The organism is Nitrosococcus watsonii C-113 (genome assembly GCF_000143085.1).
Classification (GTDB): domain Bacteria; phylum Pseudomonadota; class Gammaproteobacteria; order Nitrosococcales; family Nitrosococcaceae; genus Nitrosococcus; species Nitrosococcus watsonii.
Genome location: NC_014315.1, coordinates 1,298,324 through 1,315,706, shown reverse-complemented (window position 1 = coordinate 1,315,706; position 17,383 = coordinate 1,298,324). Strand labels below are relative to the sequence as shown.

Genomic DNA, 17,383 nt, shown 5'->3' with positions numbered 1-17,383 from the left:
ATATTTGTTTTATGGAAGAACCCAAGCCTTATAAGATAATAGTAGAAGTAGCGACAACTTTTATCGAGGAACAATCCGACCCTGCCGCAGCCCGTTACGTCTTTGCTTATACTATTACTATTCATAATCTGGGAACGATTGCCGTCAAGTTGCTAACTCGGCACTGGATCATTACCGATGGGGAGGGTCAGGTGCGAGAGGTTCGGGGGCAAGGGGTCATAGGCGAGCAGCCCTCTCTCAAACCAGGTGAACAATTTTGCTATACCAGCGGGGCCATGATTGAAACGCCGGTAGGCGCCATGCATGGTTGTTATGGCATGGTAGGAGAAGATGGCGTCACCTTCGATGCCGAGATCGCCGCTTTCACCCTAGCGATGCCAGGTTCTCTGCATTGACGATATGGCTATTTATGCGATTGGCGACATCCAGGGATGCTACGATGAGTTCCAGCAGTTATTAAAAAAGATTCATTTTGATGAGCGGGCTGATCAACTCTGGTTTGCCGGCGATCTGGTCAACCGGGGACCTAAGTCATTAGAAGTCCTGCGTTTGGTCTATAGCCTGGGAAAGCGAGCAATTACCGTACTGGGCAACCATGACCTTCATTTACTGGCGGTAGCTGCGGGCCTCCACCCCCTCCATTCCAAGGATACCTTAGCTGCTATTCTCTCGGCGCCGGATCGGGAGGAACTCATAACTTGGTTACGCCACCTTCCCTTGTTGCATCGGGATACTACGCTAGGAATAACGCTCATTCACGCTGGCTTACCTCCCCAATGGGATATGACCAAGGCAGAGTCCTGTGCCAGAGAACTGGAAGCGGTCTTGCAGGGGCCAAACTGGCGGGATTTTCTAGCCCATATGTATGGCGATAAACCAAAGCTATGGAAAGATGATCTACAAGGCTGGGACCGCCTACGGACGATTAGCAACTGTTTAACCCGGTTGCGTTATTGTGACACTAAAGGACGCTTTTTCCTGAAATTTAAAGAATCTCCGGGAGCTCAAACCAAAAGCGGCTTGATGCCCTGGTTTAAGGTGCCTCATCGAGCAAGCCGCGGAGAACGCATTGTCTTTGGCCATTGGGCTACCTTGGAAGTTGGCTCTTACGAAGGGTCTGTTTTCGCAGTGGATGGAGGTTGCGTCTGGGGAGGACAGTTAGTAGCCCTGCGCCTTGATGATAAGAATCCCCAATGGTTTTTTGTGGATTGTCAGGGGTATAGCAAGTTTACCTAAGCGTCTTCCTGCCAACTCAATCTAGTTACTCGGAATAGTCTGAGAAGGCCCTGAGACTCGTACCCACTTTAAACTTTCTTTAAGCTGCTTATCCTGTATAGGCTCCCGCTCTAGCGGGTGAGGCTGTCCACTTATCAGTCAGGCAACACACTGGCCGCCTGGCCGTGCTCCAAACTTCTCAGTAAGTAATTCCTAACAAGGAAACACTTTCGCTTTCCCGTCCTACGTAACTACTTAAAACCATCGTCCTCCAGTAACCCGAAATTTCCAAAATAGAAAGAAAAGAACGCTCTAGTAGTTGCGATAGATTCCTTAAATTGCGGGATATGCCGCAGTAAATCAGGCAAATGACTAAAAATCAAGAATCTGCTGAAGCGGCGTATTTAGCATAACACCATGAACTAAAAAAGAAAATATATCCTGGCTTGTACTTTGCGTTAATAGCAGTGTAGTAGTTGTCGGAAAGCAATTATAAATCCTGTGAAGCTACTTTCTTGTTCCATATACATTCATTGTTGAGCACTCACTAATCTTTGTAAGATGACCTCACAAGCCTGGCTGAGAGTATAATCGACTGACCGCTTTTAGATTATAAAATCAAGGATTACATATAAACAGCTAGCCGGCAGTGATGTGTGTCGGCTAGCATGTTTCCTGTAAAGGTTACATAAATTTGGAAAATTTATCCATTGCTGAAAAGATATTTAAGGCTATCGGCTTGATCGCAGTAGTAGTATCAATTTTGGCCATTCCGGTTAGTTTGGTATCTGGTGCAGGGATAATTATTTCTCTTATTACATTGCTATTATCGGCCTGCTCGGCGCTTCTCGGTAATACCAGATATTTACTGACTGTTTTCGTGATAGTTACTTTTAACCTGCGCTTTGTGAGCGTGCTTATGGATATTCCAAATCTTACAGAATCGATTCTCATGGTGCAGATCATAATCGCTTACACTATTACACTTATATTTTATGCAATTGGTGTCTATCGCCGAAAACGACGGATAAAAAGCTAGAGAGGAACTTGATACTAGAGATATGAGCCTCAGAAACATGCACAATGTTTTACCCAAACGAGAAACATGAACCGGATATGGCCTACTTTAGGTCTACTGGTTGCCGTGGCTTTACTAATGGGGTGCGCTCCCGGCCCTGACGGCAAAAATACGCTACGTTTTGGCCTAGCAACTTCACCCCTTACCCTTGATCCCCGCTATGCCACGGATGCCGCCTCAGCCCGTATTACCCGCCTCTTGTATCAACCCCTCGTTGATTTGGATGCCAGCGGCAAGCCCATCCCCAGTTTAGCCCATTGGCAACAACTGTCTCCGAGCCGCTACCGGTTTCGATTACAGCTTGATCGTCCTCGCTTTCACGATGGCAGCAAGCTTAGCGCTCAGGATGTGAAAGCGACCTATACCTCGGTACTTGATCCAGATAATGGCTCGCCTTTTTTAGCTTCCTTGGATAAAGTGCAGTCTATTGCGGTGCCCAATCCAGAAACCATTGACTTCGTTTTGAAAGAACCTGATTCCCTGTTTCCAGGGCGGCTTACCCTGGGGATAATCCCTGCTTCCCTAATAGCTGTGGGTCACCCTTTGAATCGCATTCCGGTAGGCAATGGTCCCTTTCGCTTTAAGGCGTGGCCGGAAGAGGGCCGATTGATACTCCAGCGGCGACGAGATAGACAGGGGTTTGTATTTGTTCATGTACCCGATCCCACGGTGCGGGTATTAAAATTACTCCGTGGGGAGATCCACATGCTGCAAAACGATCTTCCCCAGGAGCTGGTGGCTTACCTGGAAGATAAGGAGGAAATTTCCCTGCAACGGGGTCGGGGGAATACGTTTACGTATCTAGGATTTAATCTCGATGATCCGGTAACAGGCCAACCTCAAGTGCGTTTAGCGATCGCCCATGCTTTGGATCGTCAAAAGATCATTCGCTATGTTTTTAAAGGAGCAGCCCGGCCAGCTCAGGCCCTGCTGCCGCCCGAGCATTGGGCAGGCCACCCGGCTTTACCCCCGCACGCCTATGATCCCCAGCGGGCCAGGAAACTGCTTAAGGAAGCTGGCTTCAATGCCCATTCTCCGGCCCGCGTTAGCTATAAGACCTCTAGCGATCCTTTCCGGGTTCGCCTGGCCACCATTATTCAGCATCAACTGCAACAAGTGGGCATTCAGGTAGAGGTGCAAAGTTATGATTGGGGAACCTTTTACGGCGATATTAAGGCCGGGCGTTTCCAAATGTATAGCCTATCCTGGGTAGGCGTTAAATTGCCGGATGCCTTTCATTACATCTTTCATAGCGAGTCGGCTCCACCTCAAGGGGCGAACCGAGGCCATTTTAACGATCCTCAAAGTGATTTTTTAATTGAACGGGCGGGAAATACAGACAATCAAAACCAGCAAGCCAATCTCTACCGCCGGTTACAAGCACGCCTTCTGGAACAACTGCCTTATGTGCCTCTTTGGTACGAAGATAACGTGTTCGCAGCCCATCAAGGTATCAGTCATTATCAACTAGCACCCGATGGGAATTATGATGGCTTGGTGGAAGTGCGGTTCCATCGGTACGTGAAGTAATTTTATTGGATAAAATACCGCCGCAGATCACCAGCGGCAAAAAAAGCAGAGCGACGAAGGAGCGGTGCTTTTTTTGCCGTCCGAGTGAATTTGCCTTGTTAGGCGCTCATGCTTTTAAAAGCATCCATATGCCGATGCCAATGAACCCAACTCCAGCAATGTAATGCAGATGTTTTTCACTGATATATTGCGAAATGATGCCGCCAGCGAGAACACCCATACCTGAAGCCACAATTAATGCTAACGAGGCCCCAATAAATACAGCGAGCTTACTTACCTCTTTATCTGCTGCAAATAACATAGTGGCTAATTGAGTTTTGTCGCCAAGCTCAGCAATGAAGACTGCGACAAAAACTGTGAGGAGCACTTTGTATTCCAATGTTGTAATTCTCCATTTATTAATAGAGCCTAATAGAAAAAACCATGCGGAGCTAATCGCTCTATTTTTCCGAATCAAGGGGAACAACAAGCTCCATTCCTGCTCTGAGTAAATCAGGATTATCAAGTCTGTCCCGATTGGCCGCATACAGGAGTCGCCATTGAGCAGGATCGCCATAGAGACGCGCCGCGATCTGCGACAAGGTATCACCGTGCTGGACAACCAACCTTTTCGGCAGCCTAGACGTTAACGCACGCTTTTCCTGTGATTTTTTGGTTGCCGACGTAGGAGGAAGCCTAGTAATCATGTCGGCGTCTTTTTCGCGGGAACGTTCCTGGAGGCGCGTTACGAGAGACTCTTTTTCCCCAGACTTGGCTGTTTCGGAAACCGAAAGCGCCGGTAGCGCCTCCGCCCCTGCTTTGGCCGCTACAGCAGATTCAGGCTCTTCTATCAGGTAGCTTTTGAAACCGGCGGAAACAAGGATAAATAAGACAAAGCCACCAATGAAGGAAAAGTCCGACCAGCGCGTATCTTGCGCGATTTCATGAGCCTCGGAAACCATGTCCTCCACAGCGGCTACCGTAAGCAGTCCCGCCGTAAAAACTAATCCCGCCATTTTTAGGGTTTCATTCTGGTCACGAAGCAGGAAATAAGCCAGAGTGGCAGCGGTTAGCGCTGGCAAAGCGAAAGAAGCGGAAAGCCAAAACCGCCGTCTACGGGGGATGTTTTTATCCTTGAAATTGGCGATCGCGGCATACCCTTCCGGAACATCGGCCAGCACCTGTCCCAGCGCCAAAATAAGCGCCATACTGGGTGAAACAGCCGAACCGGCACCAATCATGAGGCCATCACTGAACAAATCCGTAGCCACCGCCCCATAGAGCATCCACATGGCCGTGCTTCCAGAGCTATTCTTTCCTTTTTTCTTCTGCAAATACTCAATCGCCGCTTCCAGGGCCATATAGGCGAAGCCGCCCAGGGCAAAGGCCAAGGCAATCATCCAGGGGGAGATACTTTTCAGCGCCTCGGGCATCAGTTCAATGGCGACGATAGCAAGGACGATACCGGCCGCGGCGTGGAGCGCCCGGTTGAGGGCGCGTTCTGAGGTTCGAAGAAATTCCGCCCACAGCCCGCCGACAAAATTCCCCAATGCGGGCAACAAGGCAAGGCCGAAAACTATTAGAAAGTCTTGCATTTTTAACAAAGATAGGAGAGTTGCCGCCCCCATCATCCCAACAAGCTTAGCTTAAACTACTTTTCCTGCCGCCGTCGCTTCGGGCACCTCTATAAGTTTACCTGTTTTGACGTCATAGACATAACCGTAAATAGGAAGATCCCCAGGGACTAAAGGATGATGGCGAATACGCTTTACATCTTCCAACACGCTTTGGGTCTGATCCTTAATGGTCAACCAATTGATGTATTTGCCTTCCGAACTTCCGGGTCCCGGCCCGTTATCATGCCAGCCACTACCATCCAGGATGGCGGACTTAAGGCTGCTAGACAATAATTTGTCCATAACTTCATTGGTAAATGTTTCCATACCGCAGTCAGTGTGATGGATCACAAACCATTCCCGGGTACCAAGAAGCTTATAAGAAATAACTAGGGAACGGATAGCATCATCGCTGGCCCGTCCCCCCGCATTACGGATGACATGGGCATCGCCTTCTGCCAAACCCGCATATTGCGCTGGATCTGAACGGGCATCCATACAGGTCAAGATAGCAAAATGGCGGCCAGGGGGCATGGGCAAGTCTGCTTTATCGCCAAAGTTGGCCGCATAGCTCTGGTTAGCCGCCAGGATTTCTTTTCGAATTTCGCTCATTTTTATTCCTCCATAGAAACCATTATACTTTTTGGCTGTAGATGTTAGAGGGTGAAAGCAGTGCCCATAGTAACAGTGTAGCACATCGTTTTTTATCGAAAAAACAAATACCGGCGGAGACAAACTTCCTTCCCGTAACTACTCATTCTCACAATAATTCGCCATGGACCCGCTTTACTCCCTGTAATGGATTATCCGGTAAAGCACGGGTAATACCAGAAGGGTCAATAGGGTCGAAGAGATGATCCCCCCGATGACCACCGTAGCCAAGGGCCGCTGCACCTCCGCCCCGGTGCTGGTGGCCAGGGCCATGGGCACAAAACCCAGGGAAGCAACCAGGGCGGTCATGAGCACCGGGCGTAAGCGAGTAAGGGCCCCCTGGCGGATGGCCTCTTCTAGGGACAAGCCCTGATCGCGCAACATGCGAATGAACGTGATCATCACTAACCCATTGAGCACCGCCACTCCGGAGAGGGCAATAAATCCCACTCCTGCGGAAATGGACAGGGGAATTTCCCGCAACCACAGGCTCAGTACGCCCCCCGTGAGGGCAAAGGGTACACCGGTAAAGACCAATAACCCATCTTTCAGATTGCCAAAGGTGCTATAGAGAAAAATAAAGATGAGCAACAGAGCAACGGGGACCACAAGGCTCAGGCGCTCAGCCGCCTCGGTCATCAGTTCAAATTGGCCGCCCCAGTCGATCCAATAGCCTGGCGGGATCTCCACCCGTGCCTGAATTTTGGCTTGTGCTTCCGCCACCACGGAGCCCATATCCCGGCCCCGGACATTGAAGGTGGTGGTCACTCGGCGCTTACTGTTCTCCCGGCTAATACGGTTAGGTCCTGGACTTATTTGCACCTCGGCGATGGTGCTCAGGGGAATATAAGCCGGAGCTGGAATCTGGGCAGCCCCAGCCCTAGCCCCAAGACTTGGCGGAATAAGGATGGGCAAGCGCCTTAAGGCATCCACATCCGTCCGGTATCGCTCCGGTAAGCGCACCACCAAATCGAAGCGGCGATCCCCTTGATAGATTTTACCTACCGCCACCCCGCCCATGGCGGCCTCGACGGTTCGTTGAATATCGGCCACATTGAGCCCGTAGCGGGCCAGCTCCGGCCGTTTTATCTCCACGGTTAGCACCGGCAACCCCGTGACTTGCTCTACCCGTACATCCGAGGCCCCCGGCACGGTTCTGAGGACAACCGCGATCTGTTCCGCCGTCTCTAACAAAACCGACCTATTATCGCCAAAGACCTTGACCGCTACATCGGCTTTAACCCCGGAAAGCAACTCATTAAAACGCAGCTCAATGGGCTGGCTAAATTCGTACTTGCCGCCGGGAAGCCGGGCGATCCGCTGGGACATGGCCTCGATGAGATCCTCCTTGGGCCGGTCCGGGTCGGGCCATTCTTCCCGAGGCTTGAGCATGATATAGATATCGCTGATGTTGGGCCCCATCACATCGGTGGCCACCTCCGCCGTCCCAATCCGGGCCGCGACCGTTTCTACTTCCGGAAACGTGTTGAACGCTTGCTCTACCTTCTCTTGCATGGCAATGGATTGCTGGAGGCCCGTGCCCGGGGTGCGCAAAACCTGGAGCGCAATATCCCCCTCATCCAGGCTAGGCACAAACTCCGTGCCCAGGCGGGTCGCCAGCAATCCACTCAAGGCCACGATGACCACGGCAGAGGTCACCATTAAGGTGCGGTGATGCAAAGCAAAGTCAAGGGTGGGCAGATAGGCCTTGCTACCCCATCTCATGAAGAAATTTTCCTTTTCCGAAACCCGCTTGCCGATGAACAAAGCCACAGCGGCGGGGACGAAGGTAATGGAAAGAATCATGGCCCCAAACAGCGCCATAATGACGGTCTGAGCCATGGGGTGGAACATTTTGCCTTCTACCCCGGAGAGGGCGAAAATGGGAATGTAAACCACCATGATAATCATCTGCCCAAACAGGATCGCTCGACGGGCTTCCTCGGAAGATTCATACACCACTTTGAGGCGTTCAGAAAGAGTTAGCGTCCGTCCCCGCCGCTGTTGCTCCTCCGCCAAATGGCGCACGCTATTCTCCACAATGACCACCGCGCCATCCACGATGATGCCAAAATCAATGGCCCCCAGGCTCATCAAGTTGGCGCTTACCCCCTCCGATACCATACCGGTGATGGCAAACAACATGGACAGAGGGATCACCATGGCGGTGATCAGCGCCGCCCGGATATTGCCCAGCAAAAAAAACAATACGGCGATCACCAGAGCCGCCCCTTCCACCAGATTGTTCCGTACCGTGACGACCGCCTTGTCCACCAAGTTCGTCCGGTCATAGAAAATCTCGGCTTCCACTCCTTCCGGCAAGGAGCGATTGGCTTCAGTGAGCTTTTCTCCCACCGCCTGAGCCACAGCGCGGCTATTTTCTCCCATGAGCATAAAAGCAGTGCCGATGACCGCTTCCTGGCCGTCTCTCGTGGCCACACCCGTGCGTAATTCCTTACCCAGCAAAACTTCCGCTAGGTCCTTAATAAGGATGGGGATGCCCTGATAGGTGCCTACCCGGATATTACGGATCTCTTCCAGCGTATAAACCCGCCCTGGAATCCGGATCAGGAATTGCTCCCCGTGGTGCTCGATATAGCCGGCCCCCTTCATTTGATTGTTCTCCGCCAGGGCCGTCATAACGTCCCGGAAGCTAAGCCCATAGGCGATAAGCTTTTCCGGACTCGGGGTCACATGATATTGTTTCTTATAGCCGCCGATGCTGTTGACTTCCGTCACCCCAGGGAGGGTAAGAAGCTGGGGACGAATCACCCAATCCAGCAGGGTGCGCAGATATGTACTGGTCACGGGACTACCATCTGGCTGGCGCGCCCCGGGTTCCGCCTCCATGGTCCAGAGAACGATTTCCCCCAGTCCCGTCGCGATAGGCCCCATGCGGGGCTCAATGCCCGAGGGAAGCTGGCCCTTGGCCTGCTGGATGCGCTCGTTGATTTGCTGGCGGGCAAAATAGATATCCGTACCTTCCTCGAAGATCACGGTCACCTGGGAGAGCCCATATTTGGAAATCGAACGGGTCTCCTGGAGCCGGGGAGCGCCCAACATGGCCAGCTCCACCGGGAAGGTGATGAGTTGCTCGGTTTCGAGGGGCGAGTAGCCGGGCGCGGCGGTATTGATCTGGACCTGGATGTTGGTGATATCAGGCACCGCGTCGATGGACAAACGCTGGAAGTTATAAATTCCCAGCAGGATCAGCCCCACCATGGCCAGCATGACCAATCCCCGGTGCTCGATAGAGGATCTTAATAACCGTTCAAACATAGCTTCCTTCCTGAATTAATGCTGATGGGTGGCAGTGGATTTACCGAGCTCGGATTTAAGCACGAAGCTGTTGCTAGCAACGTAATGCTCGCCTGCCGAGAGCCCCTGGCGCACCTCTACCCACTGGCCCGATCCCCTTCCCAGCACCACTGGCCGGGGCTCAAAAAGGTTTCCGTGCTGAACGAATACTACCGGGCGATTCTGATAAGTTTGAACCGCCTCGGCGGTCACTGCTACCGGAACCTTGATTTTCTCCTGCACGACCTCCACTGTGATGAATAATCCCGGACGCCAGCGTCCTTGGGGGTTGGGAATTTCCACATAGGCCTTGGCCGAACGGGTCTGCTGCCCCACCAGCGGTCCCATATAAAACACCTTGCCCTCTGTGGAAAGCGCCATATCCGTCGCTTTCACCGTCACTTCCTGGCCTCGCCGAACCTGATTTAAATCTTTGCTGTAGACAGTAATCTCGCCCCAAACCGTGGACAGATCGGCAATCGTATAGATTTTTGCGTTGGCAGTCACGGCCTCCCCCAAAGCCAAATGCTTTTCCACCACCTCCCCACTAAAAGGAGTTTCCAGCTCATAACGGCTAAAAAGCGCTCCGGTTTCCGAATCCATAGCCTGCAAATCAACCTTGGAAAAGTCCAAAGCGCGGAGTTTTTGTGCCGCCGCCTCCATCAGCACCTGGGCTTCAGCCAGCTCCTTTTTGGCTACCAGGTAGTCCTGTTCCGCGGACACTTTTTCCTTCCACAAGCGTTCTTCCCGCTCAAAAATTTCTTGAGCCAAATCCAAACGTTTAAGAGTCACCAAATATTGACTTTTCAGATCCGCCAGCTCCCGGCTTTTCAGCACCGCTAGAATTTCGCCTTCTTTCACCTTATCGCCGAGGAACTTGCGCACCTCGGTGACGACTCCCTCCACCCGAGGCACCACATGGGCCACTTGGCGGGGGTTGTATTGAATTTCGCCGGGGAAGGCCACGGTAGTCTTAATGGGCGCGGGACCAGCCACCTTAATCCCAATCCCCGCCTCTGCAATAGCGCCCGGTTGTAATTCGATTCCCCCTTCCACCTGCCAGTATTTCCACTGGTAGGTTTTGCCTTGATACTCGGCTGCCACTCGAACCCTAAATATATGGGGTTCAGCAATGGGCTGGGTACTACGTAGAGATTCTCCGTCAGCCTGAAAACCTATAAACTCTGGGGCCTCTCCCGGCCGCTGGAGTTGGAAAGCAAGTTGCGTGGACTTTGGATTAATCAGCTGTTCCTGTTCATAGGCAAAAACCCGAAAATGGGGGGAACTTTCCTGCCCCTCTTCAAGCCCAACTTCAAGCTCGAATCCATTTTGGATCAAGTGCCGCCGGTGGCGTTCCTCAGCCTTTCCGTCTTCTTCATGGCCGGCATGGGCTTCCCCTTCAGCAGGCCCATTAGGTGACTCTTCTTCCTGATGGAGGATAAGCCAGGCCAGAACAAGCCCTACCAAAATCACGCTAACCCCAGCGAATACACTTTTACTTTTCATTGTCCAAGTTTTAATCCAAAGTTGAGCAGCAGAAAAATCCTTATTGCCTGGGGAAGAGCACTCCAGCGAGAGAATCCTGTTCTGCAAGCAGGTTCTCCAGGCAAGCAGTACGGCACCGTTATCCCCCCTTAAGGGAAACACGGCGCGGGAGCACAGCAATTAAGGATTTAATTCAGAAGGACAACGCTACGAAGGGCAACCAGCCTAGAGTCAACAATAGAAGGATCGGGAAGAAAAACTGGTTTAGTTATCGTGTGAGGGAAGAGAATAACGGCGATAATTAGTACCACCGCCGCCAGACCTTCATCGAGGGAAGGCTGTTGAGATCCGCTCAATGGCTTGTGGGCGCCATGGTCTTCGCTCACCACGGGAATGTCCAGACACGGGCTTTCCCCTGTTGTTAGCCCCTGGGTATAAACGTCCCCTTTAGCAAGAGAAATCCCATTCGAGGTAGGCGGAACAAAATGGTTATGATCGGCAGGCTCCACCGCCACATGGCTGTCTACCCCAAAGCAAAGCACCCACCCAGACTCTTCAGGGTGACTTAAGCCGAAATGCCCCAGCACCGCGACGATAAGCCACAGGCTAAGCCATCCTTTTGAGCGGCGGAAACGATACATTGATTTTGCTTAAGGGATTACCAATATTCCCGAGGTGATCAGTTCCAGTATAGTCAAGTCAGAGAACAACCGTCAACAGCCTTCTACTAGCGTTATATGGAGAAGATTTCTCTATAATTATTAAAGATGAGTTTAATATCTATTTTGGCCTTCGCTCTCGATGGCGCCGTTTCACTTCGCCTGTCTGCGTGCGGACACGCACAGGCAAACACTCTCGCTAGGGGGGGCATTAAACATCCATGTTTAATTCCAATGTAGACATTCCACCGTTACCTGATAACCAGGAAATTGCAATGCTAACCGTTAAACTTCAACCAGGTGAATCTAACTCGCCCCACAAGCATAGCGCACATACATTTGTTTATGCGCTGGAGGGCAGTATCATGATGCAGGTAAAAAGCGAAAAGGAAAAAGTGCTAAATTCTGGGGATACATTTTATGAAACCCCTGCTGAGATACATACGGTGATGAAAAATGTGAATAATACTAAAAGAAGGCAAATTTCTTGTGTTTTTTATTAAAATAAAAGGAGATCCTATTTTAGTTCCTCATCAACGCTAACTCATTAAGGCTATCTGGAAGGTTTGCGCTAACCATTTCTCATTAAACAGATAGGAGGAAAAAATGACTGAAATAACGAGCAAGACATTTACCAAGGAGCGGGCTCCCGAAATAGAGAGAGTATTCGGAGATCTGGGTAAACACTGGGGCTGGTTATTAGCCTTGGGCATATTGTTCATAGTATTGGGAACGATTGCGCTTGGAATGAGTGTGACCCTTACGGTTGTCACCGTACTGTTCTTCGGCGTTCTGCTAGGCTAGGTGGTGCTTTCGTTGCGACGGGGGTTTTACGAATTGTAATGGGTTTCCATATCAAGCAGATAAAGCGGCTATGGAGTAGGACTAGATAGCAAAATACAGACCCAAGAGGCGCCGCTAAATCACGACATTATGTTCAAGTTGATTTAGATGAAACGAATACCACAACGGGATGACGAATTTGAGTGAATTTATCTTCTCTCAGGAGATACTTCTTCGCTTAGGATTTTTTCTTAGCATTTTTGCCCTCATGGCACTATGGGAGTTCGCTGCTCCCCGGCGCAAACTCTCCGTATCCAACCCCATACGGTGGCTGAACAACCTCGCTCTGGCATTCTTTAATACTCTCCTTTTACGGTGGCTCTTTCCCACTGCTGCGGCAGGTATGGCAGTGCTTGCTTCCGAACAGAATTGGGGTCTGTTCAATATCTATCCACTCCCACTTTGGTTGGCTGCTGCCCTTTCGGTGCTGATACTGGACTTTACTATTTGGCTTCAGCATGTCATGTTCCATGCCGTACCGGCCCTGTGGCGACTCCACCGAGTCCATCATGCCGATCTCGACTTTGATCTGACCACGGGGGTCCGTTTCCATCCCCTGGAAATAGTGCTGTCTATGGGGATCAAATTTACCGCCATTGCGGTACTAGGGCCACCCGTGGCAGCCGTCATCATCTTCGAAATTCTGCTGAATGCCACTTCCATGTTTAACCATAGTAATGTATATCTCCCTACCCAGTTGGATAGAATACTACGTTGGTTTTTGGTGACCCCCGATATGCACCGAGTACATCATTCCATAGAAGACGATGAAACCAACTCCAATTTTGGCTTCAACCTGCCCTGGTGGGATCGGCTACTTGGCACCTATCGCGATCAACCCCGTGCAGGCCATAAAACTATGGACATTGGTATCCATACTTTTCGTGACCTCCGCCACTGTGCCTGGCTGCCGGGAATGCTGCGATTGCCCTTCATTGGCCAGATAACCGGCTATGCCATCAACCGCCGCCAATGGCGCGATAGGGATTAATATCTAAGCGGAGCCATCTCAGCGAAGGTCTTCCTTTTTTTGGGTAAAACATCTTCCGCTTCCGACTATGTATGCGGCTTCATAAATAGTCTATTTTTATACAAGGCAGACTATTTTTATAGGCTTGGGTGAAGATCATGTTGATTCGAAAGATGCTTCTAAACTGGAAAATAGGAATAGTCTTTGTGGGACTATTGGAGATCGGCTGCGCAAGCCAGGTACCGGTGGTCATTCGCATTCCCCCTCCGGAAAACCCAAGCGTGGCGGAAGTTCGTGCCGATGTAAACCATTATATGGAAACCCAGGTGCGATGGGGCGGTACCATTGCCGCCATCAAGAACGGCAAATCCGAAACTTCCATTGAGGTGGTTTCCCATCAACTCGATAGCGAGGGGCGACCCAAGGATTATAGTCAAAGCGAGGGACGCTTCATCGCTAGATTCAAGGAGTTTCTTGATCCAGCCATCTACAGCGTCAAGCAGGACTTGACGATCTTTGGTACTGTGAGCGGGGTAGAGACCCACCCTATCGGTGAATTTCCTTACCAATTTCCAGTCATTACCGTGGAGTCATCCTATCTCTGGCAGCCCCGCTCCGATTATTACGATTATGGACGCTACTACAATAGCCCTTGGTTCTACGGACCTTACCCCTATTTTTATGGCAATTTCTATGGCTATTACGGTTGGCCCTATGGGTTTTGGTGGTAGAAGACCCAGCAGGCATTTCACCCTAACGAATCGCCGCCTTTTTAAATTACCCAATAGCCTGCTCCTTAAAATTAAGATAGCGGATAGCAGAGGCACAGAGTCCGCCCCTCAATAGAACTATTTTTATCAAGTAGCGTAACTTGAGGAAAGGCAACATCACCCTTTCCCTTGCTTTTCGTCTAAGATTTGCTGGAAAGTATCTCATGAGCTATGGTTAATTAAGATATTTAACTGTCTTAAAAGAAAATCGCTCATTCATCTGGATGCCGTCGCTATTACGCCTAAAAGGCATCGCAGGTGATTTATTCAAGCACCACGCATCTAAGGAGAGTAGAACATGCACAGAATTGAATATGCTCCCGACGCCACCTTTAAAACCCGGGTCAGAGATGAATCCATCGAAGGCTCCAATCCTTACCGCTGGCAGGATATCACCAGCAAGGAAATTTTTACCGGCAAGAAGGTAATTGTTTTCTCCCTACCCGGGGCCTTCACGCCAACTTGCTCATCTAACCACTTGCCTCGTTATGAAGAACTTTATGATGAATTCAAGGCCATGGGGATAGATGAAATTTATTGCCTCTCGGTGAATGATGCCTTTGTCATGTTCCAATGGAGCCGCCATATCGAAGCGAAAAAAGTTAAAATGCTGCCTGATGGCAATGGCGAATTTACCCGCAAGATGGGGATGCTGGTAGATAAGAGCAACCTTGGCTTTGGCATGCGTGCCTGGCGTTACTCCATGCTGGTAGATGATGGAAAGATTGAAGAATTATTCGTGGAGCCTGATTTCTCCGATAACTGCCCCACCGATCCCTTCCAGGTTTCCGATGCTGATACCATGCTAGCCGCCCTTAAGGGAGAGGAGACAACGGAAGTATCCGAGCCCCGCCGCGCATTTGTTGGCTAAGCCTCGACTATATCGGGCCAGGGGAGGTTTCCTCTCCTGGCTCACCTAAACAGGCTTGCTCTGTATGTCCCGGAGGCAAGACTGATTTGTGGCAAGCTCATTGGATTATTCTGATAGCCCGCAGTAATAGCCAAATTAGCAGCAAGGGAAGAATAATCGTCTGTAAAACAAACACCACAATCAAAGCAATCACATGCTCGGCAATTTCCTCCGATTTTACCTTTAACCGTTGAATCTCCGCCTCGAAATCCAAGGATTCCCGCATGCCTCCCATTAACTGGGATAATTTCTCCCGCCAGGTCTGCTCCTTTATCCGAGCTTTCTCAGTTGGCAACGACTCCTCAATTCGTTTGAACTCCTGACTCTCCTGCTCTAGTGCATTCATCGAGATTTGCTGCTTTTCCCTAATAAAATCCTCAAATACCTGGTCACTAAAAAAAGTCACCGTAGGCACGGCGAAATTAAGGAGCAAGGCTGTCAGTAATAATTGCGTCACCCAGGGAGAAAATTGCCCATAAATACGGGATGGCCACCACATGCAGACCATAAACAATAGTGTTGAGCCCAACAGAAAAATGCGTATTCCCCACCAACCTGCCATCTCCAGCAACAGCTTTTGCAGACCCAAGGCAGTGGTGCTAGCCAGCATAACCCAGGAAAAACGCTCGATAAGATCATTGATGGGATCGAGCACTTCCCCCAGGGCAAAATTCGCTCCCACGCCTGCCGGCTCAACAGCCAATTTAGTGCCCTGGGCCACGGAAATTACGCCATTCAAGGCCCGCGCTACCGCAAATGTAGTCAGCGCCTGTGTAAAGACTCGGTCAATATAATCCTCCCCATATTGGCTGAGGGTACCCAACCAGGCTAAAGCCACCAAACCTAGAAGCAACGTAGTTAAAGCCAGCTTTTTTAGGAAAACCCGCTGATCGGCTACCGCCTTTCCAGCAGATCTCTCTGGCTGGCCGCCATTTGGTTTTCGGCGGCGCTTCTTAATAGCAGTCATCCAATCATCGCCTCTATCAGGCTAGGACCCCTCGGCATACCGAGGTTACACCCTATCCCTCGCACTTTAATGCTTCTACGCCGCTGCAGCCGCTTATCATGGTTGAGAAAAAACATCGTATAATATCTCTGGAAAGCCCCGGAAGAAAAAATATCTTTTTTCTTTAAATTATACCCTCCATGGAGACTTACCCTTGCCATTCCGGTAATATTAAGTTTCGGAACACGCAACCACATTTCTCAATAACAATCAGGAAAATAACAGCGCCTCCTTGCCAAAATGATGGGCTCTTATCATATTAGTTACGATTCAACCGACAAAAACTACCAGGATTATATTCTTCCTGGCGTCTCCCGTACCTTTGCCCTTACTATTCCCCAGCTCCCTTCCCCCTTGCAAGAGGTGGTAGCTAATGGCTATCTCCTGTGCCGCATAGCCGATACCATTGAGGATGAACCCACCCTCAGCACCACCCAGAAAAAAAACTTTTCCAACGACTTCGTTACGGTAGTCGCAGGGCAATCCTCGGCTGAGGCTTTTGCCCACGCCCTCTACCCTTTACTATCAGAGCATACCCTAGCCGCCGAACGGGAACTCATTCGAAATACGCCGCGGATTATCCGCATTACCCACAGCTTCAATTCCCGCCAACGCGCAGCCCTAGAACGCTGCGTGCGCATTATGTGCGACGGTATGCCTCACTTTCAGAATACCGCCAGCTTACGGGGTCTAGCCGATATGGAGGCTATGGACCGATATTGCTACTTTGTCGCCGGCGTCGTCGGCGAAATGCTGACGGAGCTTTTTTGCGATTACTCTCCTGGGATCAACCGCAACCGCGAAGCCCTGCGCAATCTCATGGTCTCTTTTGGCCAAGGTTTGCAAATGACCAATATTCTCAAGGACATCTGGGATGATCGAAAAAGGCGAATCTGCTGGTTGCCCCGCACTATCTTCGAACAAGCGGGCTTTAATTTGGATAACCTTCAACCCGGCCACTATCAATCCACCTTTGGCGATGGCCTCCAACACCTCATTGGCATTACCCATGCCCATCTCCGCAACGCCTTAACCTATACTCTACTCATTCCTCCAGAAGAAGGAGGTATCCGACGTTTTTGTCTGTGGGCTATTGGCCTTGCCATGCTGACATTACGCAAGCTCCATCGGCGCCGGAATTTTTCAGCTAGCCGGGAAGTCAAGATCTCCCGTCGTAGCGTAAAAGCAACAATACTCTTAACAAGTGTTGCAGCAAATCACGATAAGGTATTAACATTCCTATTTAAACTTGCGGCAAAAGGTGTGCCTTTTATACCACTAGAGGCAAATAGCAACGACAGTAAACAAATATCTGCGCCGCAAGCGTCATCAGAGAAATAGGCTTGATGGAATTAATAAACCCAAGGGGATCGC

The 17,383-nt window shown here is 50.4% G+C and carries 17 protein-coding genes; 10 read left to right on the top strand and 7 right to left on the bottom strand.

The annotated features are described in order from the left end of the window. Positions 1–11 precede the first annotated feature (11 nt). From apaG to NWAT_RS06000, 4 genes are all read left to right on the top strand, one after another. On the top strand, positions 12–395 hold the full coding sequence (gene apaG, locus NWAT_RS06015) for a Co2+/Mg2+ efflux protein ApaG (protein ID WP_157680008.1): 384 nt from the start codon (positions 12–14) through the stop codon (positions 393–395). A gap of 4 nt (positions 396–399) precedes the next feature. Next, positions 400–1,236: a symmetrical bis(5'-nucleosyl)-tetraphosphatase gene (locus NWAT_RS06010; protein ID WP_013220245.1), complete on the top strand. Its 837-nt coding sequence runs from the start codon at positions 400–402 to the stop codon at positions 1,234–1,236. Between the two features lie 673 nt (positions 1,237–1,909). Further along, entirely contained in the window at positions 1,910–2,254 is a 345-nt protein-coding gene (locus tag NWAT_RS06005; RefSeq protein WP_041350529.1) for a hypothetical protein, read from the top strand. Between the two features lie 66 nt (positions 2,255–2,320). Further along, positions 2,321–3,823, top strand: a complete 1,503-nt coding sequence (locus NWAT_RS06000; protein ID WP_013220244.1) for an ABC transporter substrate-binding protein — start codon at positions 2,321–2,323, stop codon at positions 3,821–3,823. A 106-nt stretch (positions 3,824–3,929) separates the two neighbouring features. On the opposite strand, the gene NWAT_RS05995 is transcribed toward NWAT_RS06000, so the two are convergent. The 6 genes from NWAT_RS05995 to NWAT_RS05970 all read right to left on the bottom strand — a co-directional run bounded on the left by NWAT_RS05995 (position 3,930) and on the right by NWAT_RS05970 (position 11,492). Continuing rightward, a complete protein-coding gene (locus NWAT_RS05995) occupies positions 3,930–4,280 on the bottom strand; it encodes a TMEM165/GDT1 family protein (RefSeq protein ID WP_011330632.1) in 351 nt (116 codons plus the stop codon). Further along, complete coding sequence (locus NWAT_RS05990) at positions 4,264–5,433, bottom strand: LysM peptidoglycan-binding domain-containing protein (RefSeq protein WP_002808802.1); 1,170 nt, start codon at positions 5,431–5,433, stop codon at positions 4,264–4,266. Before NWAT_RS05990 ends, NWAT_RS05995 begins: the two co-directional genes overlap by 17 nt. Positions 5,434–5,448: 15 nt before the next feature. Then, a complete protein-coding gene (locus tag NWAT_RS05985) occupies positions 5,449–6,030 on the bottom strand; it encodes a beta-class carbonic anhydrase (RefSeq protein ID WP_011330631.1) in 582 nt (193 codons plus the stop codon). A 174-nt stretch (positions 6,031–6,204) separates the two neighbouring features. Next, positions 6,205–9,348, bottom strand: a complete 3,144-nt coding sequence (locus NWAT_RS05980; protein WP_011330630.1) for an efflux RND transporter permease subunit — start codon at positions 9,346–9,348, stop codon at positions 6,205–6,207. 15 nt (positions 9,349–9,363) lie between these two features. Further along, on the bottom strand, positions 9,364–10,872 hold the full coding sequence (locus NWAT_RS05975; RefSeq protein ID WP_011330629.1) for an efflux RND transporter periplasmic adaptor subunit: 1,509 nt from the start codon (positions 10,870–10,872) through the stop codon (positions 9,364–9,366). 167 nt (positions 10,873–11,039) lie between these two features. Then, positions 11,040–11,492, bottom strand: a complete 453-nt coding sequence (locus tag NWAT_RS05970) for a hypothetical protein (protein ID WP_013220242.1) — start codon at positions 11,490–11,492, stop codon at positions 11,040–11,042. A gap of 239 nt (positions 11,493–11,731) precedes the next feature. Between NWAT_RS05970 and NWAT_RS05965 the strand changes: the two genes are divergently transcribed. The 5 genes from NWAT_RS05965 (at position 11,732) to NWAT_RS05945 (ending at position 14,964) form a co-directional block, all read left to right on the top strand. Continuing rightward, the gene (locus tag NWAT_RS05965; RefSeq protein ID WP_049772932.1) at positions 11,732–12,013 is read left to right on the top strand and encodes a cupin domain-containing protein; all 282 of its coding nucleotides are present in this window, start codon (positions 11,732–11,734) and stop codon (positions 12,011–12,013) included. A 103-nt stretch (positions 12,014–12,116) separates the two neighbouring features. Continuing rightward, on the top strand, positions 12,117–12,314 hold the full coding sequence (locus NWAT_RS05960) for a hypothetical protein (RefSeq protein WP_013220241.1): 198 nt from the start codon (positions 12,117–12,119) through the stop codon (positions 12,312–12,314). A 169-nt stretch (positions 12,315–12,483) separates the two neighbouring features. Next, entirely contained in the window at positions 12,484–13,344 is an 861-nt protein-coding gene (locus NWAT_RS05955) for a sterol desaturase family protein (protein WP_013220240.1), read from the top strand. Positions 13,345–13,481: 137 nt separating this feature from the next. Further along, positions 13,482–14,054, top strand: a complete 573-nt coding sequence (locus tag NWAT_RS05950) for a Slp family lipoprotein (RefSeq protein WP_013220239.1) — start codon at positions 13,482–13,484, stop codon at positions 14,052–14,054. A gap of 337 nt (positions 14,055–14,391) precedes the next feature. Beyond that, positions 14,392–14,964, top strand: coding sequence for a peroxiredoxin (locus NWAT_RS05945; protein ID WP_013220238.1), 573 nt, complete (start codon positions 14,392–14,394; stop codon positions 14,962–14,964). A 97-nt stretch (positions 14,965–15,061) separates the two neighbouring features. On the opposite strand, the gene NWAT_RS05940 is transcribed toward NWAT_RS05945, so the two are convergent. Beyond that, positions 15,062–15,970 carry a hypothetical protein gene (locus NWAT_RS05940; RefSeq protein ID WP_013220237.1) on the bottom strand — a complete coding sequence of 303 codons (909 nt, stop codon included), beginning with the start codon at positions 15,968–15,970 and terminating at the stop codon, positions 15,062–15,064. Positions 15,971–16,249: 279 nt separating this feature from the next. Here NWAT_RS05940 and NWAT_RS05930 point away from each other — a divergent pair, with 279 nt between their 5' ends. After that, a complete protein-coding gene (locus NWAT_RS05930; RefSeq protein ID WP_013220235.1) occupies positions 16,250–17,350 on the top strand; it encodes a phytoene/squalene synthase family protein in 1,101 nt (366 codons plus the stop codon). Positions 17,351–17,383 lie beyond the last annotated feature (33 nt).

Excerpts from the sequence above, each read along its gene's own strand:
- apaG (WP_157680008.1), top strand. The coding sequence starts at position 12 with ATGGAAGAACCCAAGCCTTATAAGATAATAGTAGAAGTAGCGACAACT.
- NWAT_RS06010 (WP_013220245.1), top strand. The coding sequence starts at position 400 with ATGGCTATTTATGCGATTGGCGACATCCAGGGATGCTACGATGAGTTC.
- NWAT_RS06000 (WP_013220244.1), top strand. The coding sequence starts at position 2,321 with ATGAACCGGATATGGCCTACTTTAGGTCTACTGGTTGCCGTGGCTTTA.
- NWAT_RS05990 (WP_002808802.1), bottom strand. The coding sequence starts at position 5,433 with ATGATGGGGGCGGCAACTCTCCTATCTTTGTTAAAAATGCAAGACTTT.
- NWAT_RS05985 (WP_011330631.1), bottom strand. The coding sequence starts at position 6,030 with ATGAGCGAAATTCGAAAAGAAATCCTGGCGGCTAACCAGAGCTATGCG.
- NWAT_RS05980 (WP_011330630.1), bottom strand. The coding sequence starts at position 9,348 with ATGTTTGAACGGTTATTAAGATCCTCTATCGAGCACCGGGGATTGGTC.
- NWAT_RS05975 (WP_011330629.1), bottom strand. The coding sequence starts at position 10,872 with ATGAAAAGTAAAAGTGTATTCGCTGGGGTTAGCGTGATTTTGGTAGGG.
- NWAT_RS05970 (WP_013220242.1), bottom strand. The coding sequence starts at position 11,492 with ATGTATCGTTTCCGCCGCTCAAAAGGATGGCTTAGCCTGTGGCTTATC.
- NWAT_RS05965 (WP_049772932.1), top strand. The coding sequence starts at position 11,732 with ATGTTTAATTCCAATGTAGACATTCCACCGTTACCTGATAACCAGGAA.
- NWAT_RS05960 (WP_013220241.1), top strand. The coding sequence starts at position 12,117 with ATGACTGAAATAACGAGCAAGACATTTACCAAGGAGCGGGCTCCCGAA.
- NWAT_RS05955 (WP_013220240.1), top strand. The coding sequence starts at position 12,484 with ATGACGAATTTGAGTGAATTTATCTTCTCTCAGGAGATACTTCTTCGC.
- NWAT_RS05950 (WP_013220239.1), top strand. The coding sequence starts at position 13,482 with ATGTTGATTCGAAAGATGCTTCTAAACTGGAAAATAGGAATAGTCTTT.
- NWAT_RS05945 (WP_013220238.1), top strand. The coding sequence starts at position 14,392 with ATGCACAGAATTGAATATGCTCCCGACGCCACCTTTAAAACCCGGGTC.
- NWAT_RS05940 (WP_013220237.1), bottom strand. The coding sequence starts at position 15,970 with ATGACTGCTATTAAGAAGCGCCGCCGAAAACCAAATGGCGGCCAGCCA.
- NWAT_RS05930 (WP_013220235.1), top strand. The coding sequence starts at position 16,250 with ATGATGGGCTCTTATCATATTAGTTACGATTCAACCGACAAAAACTAC.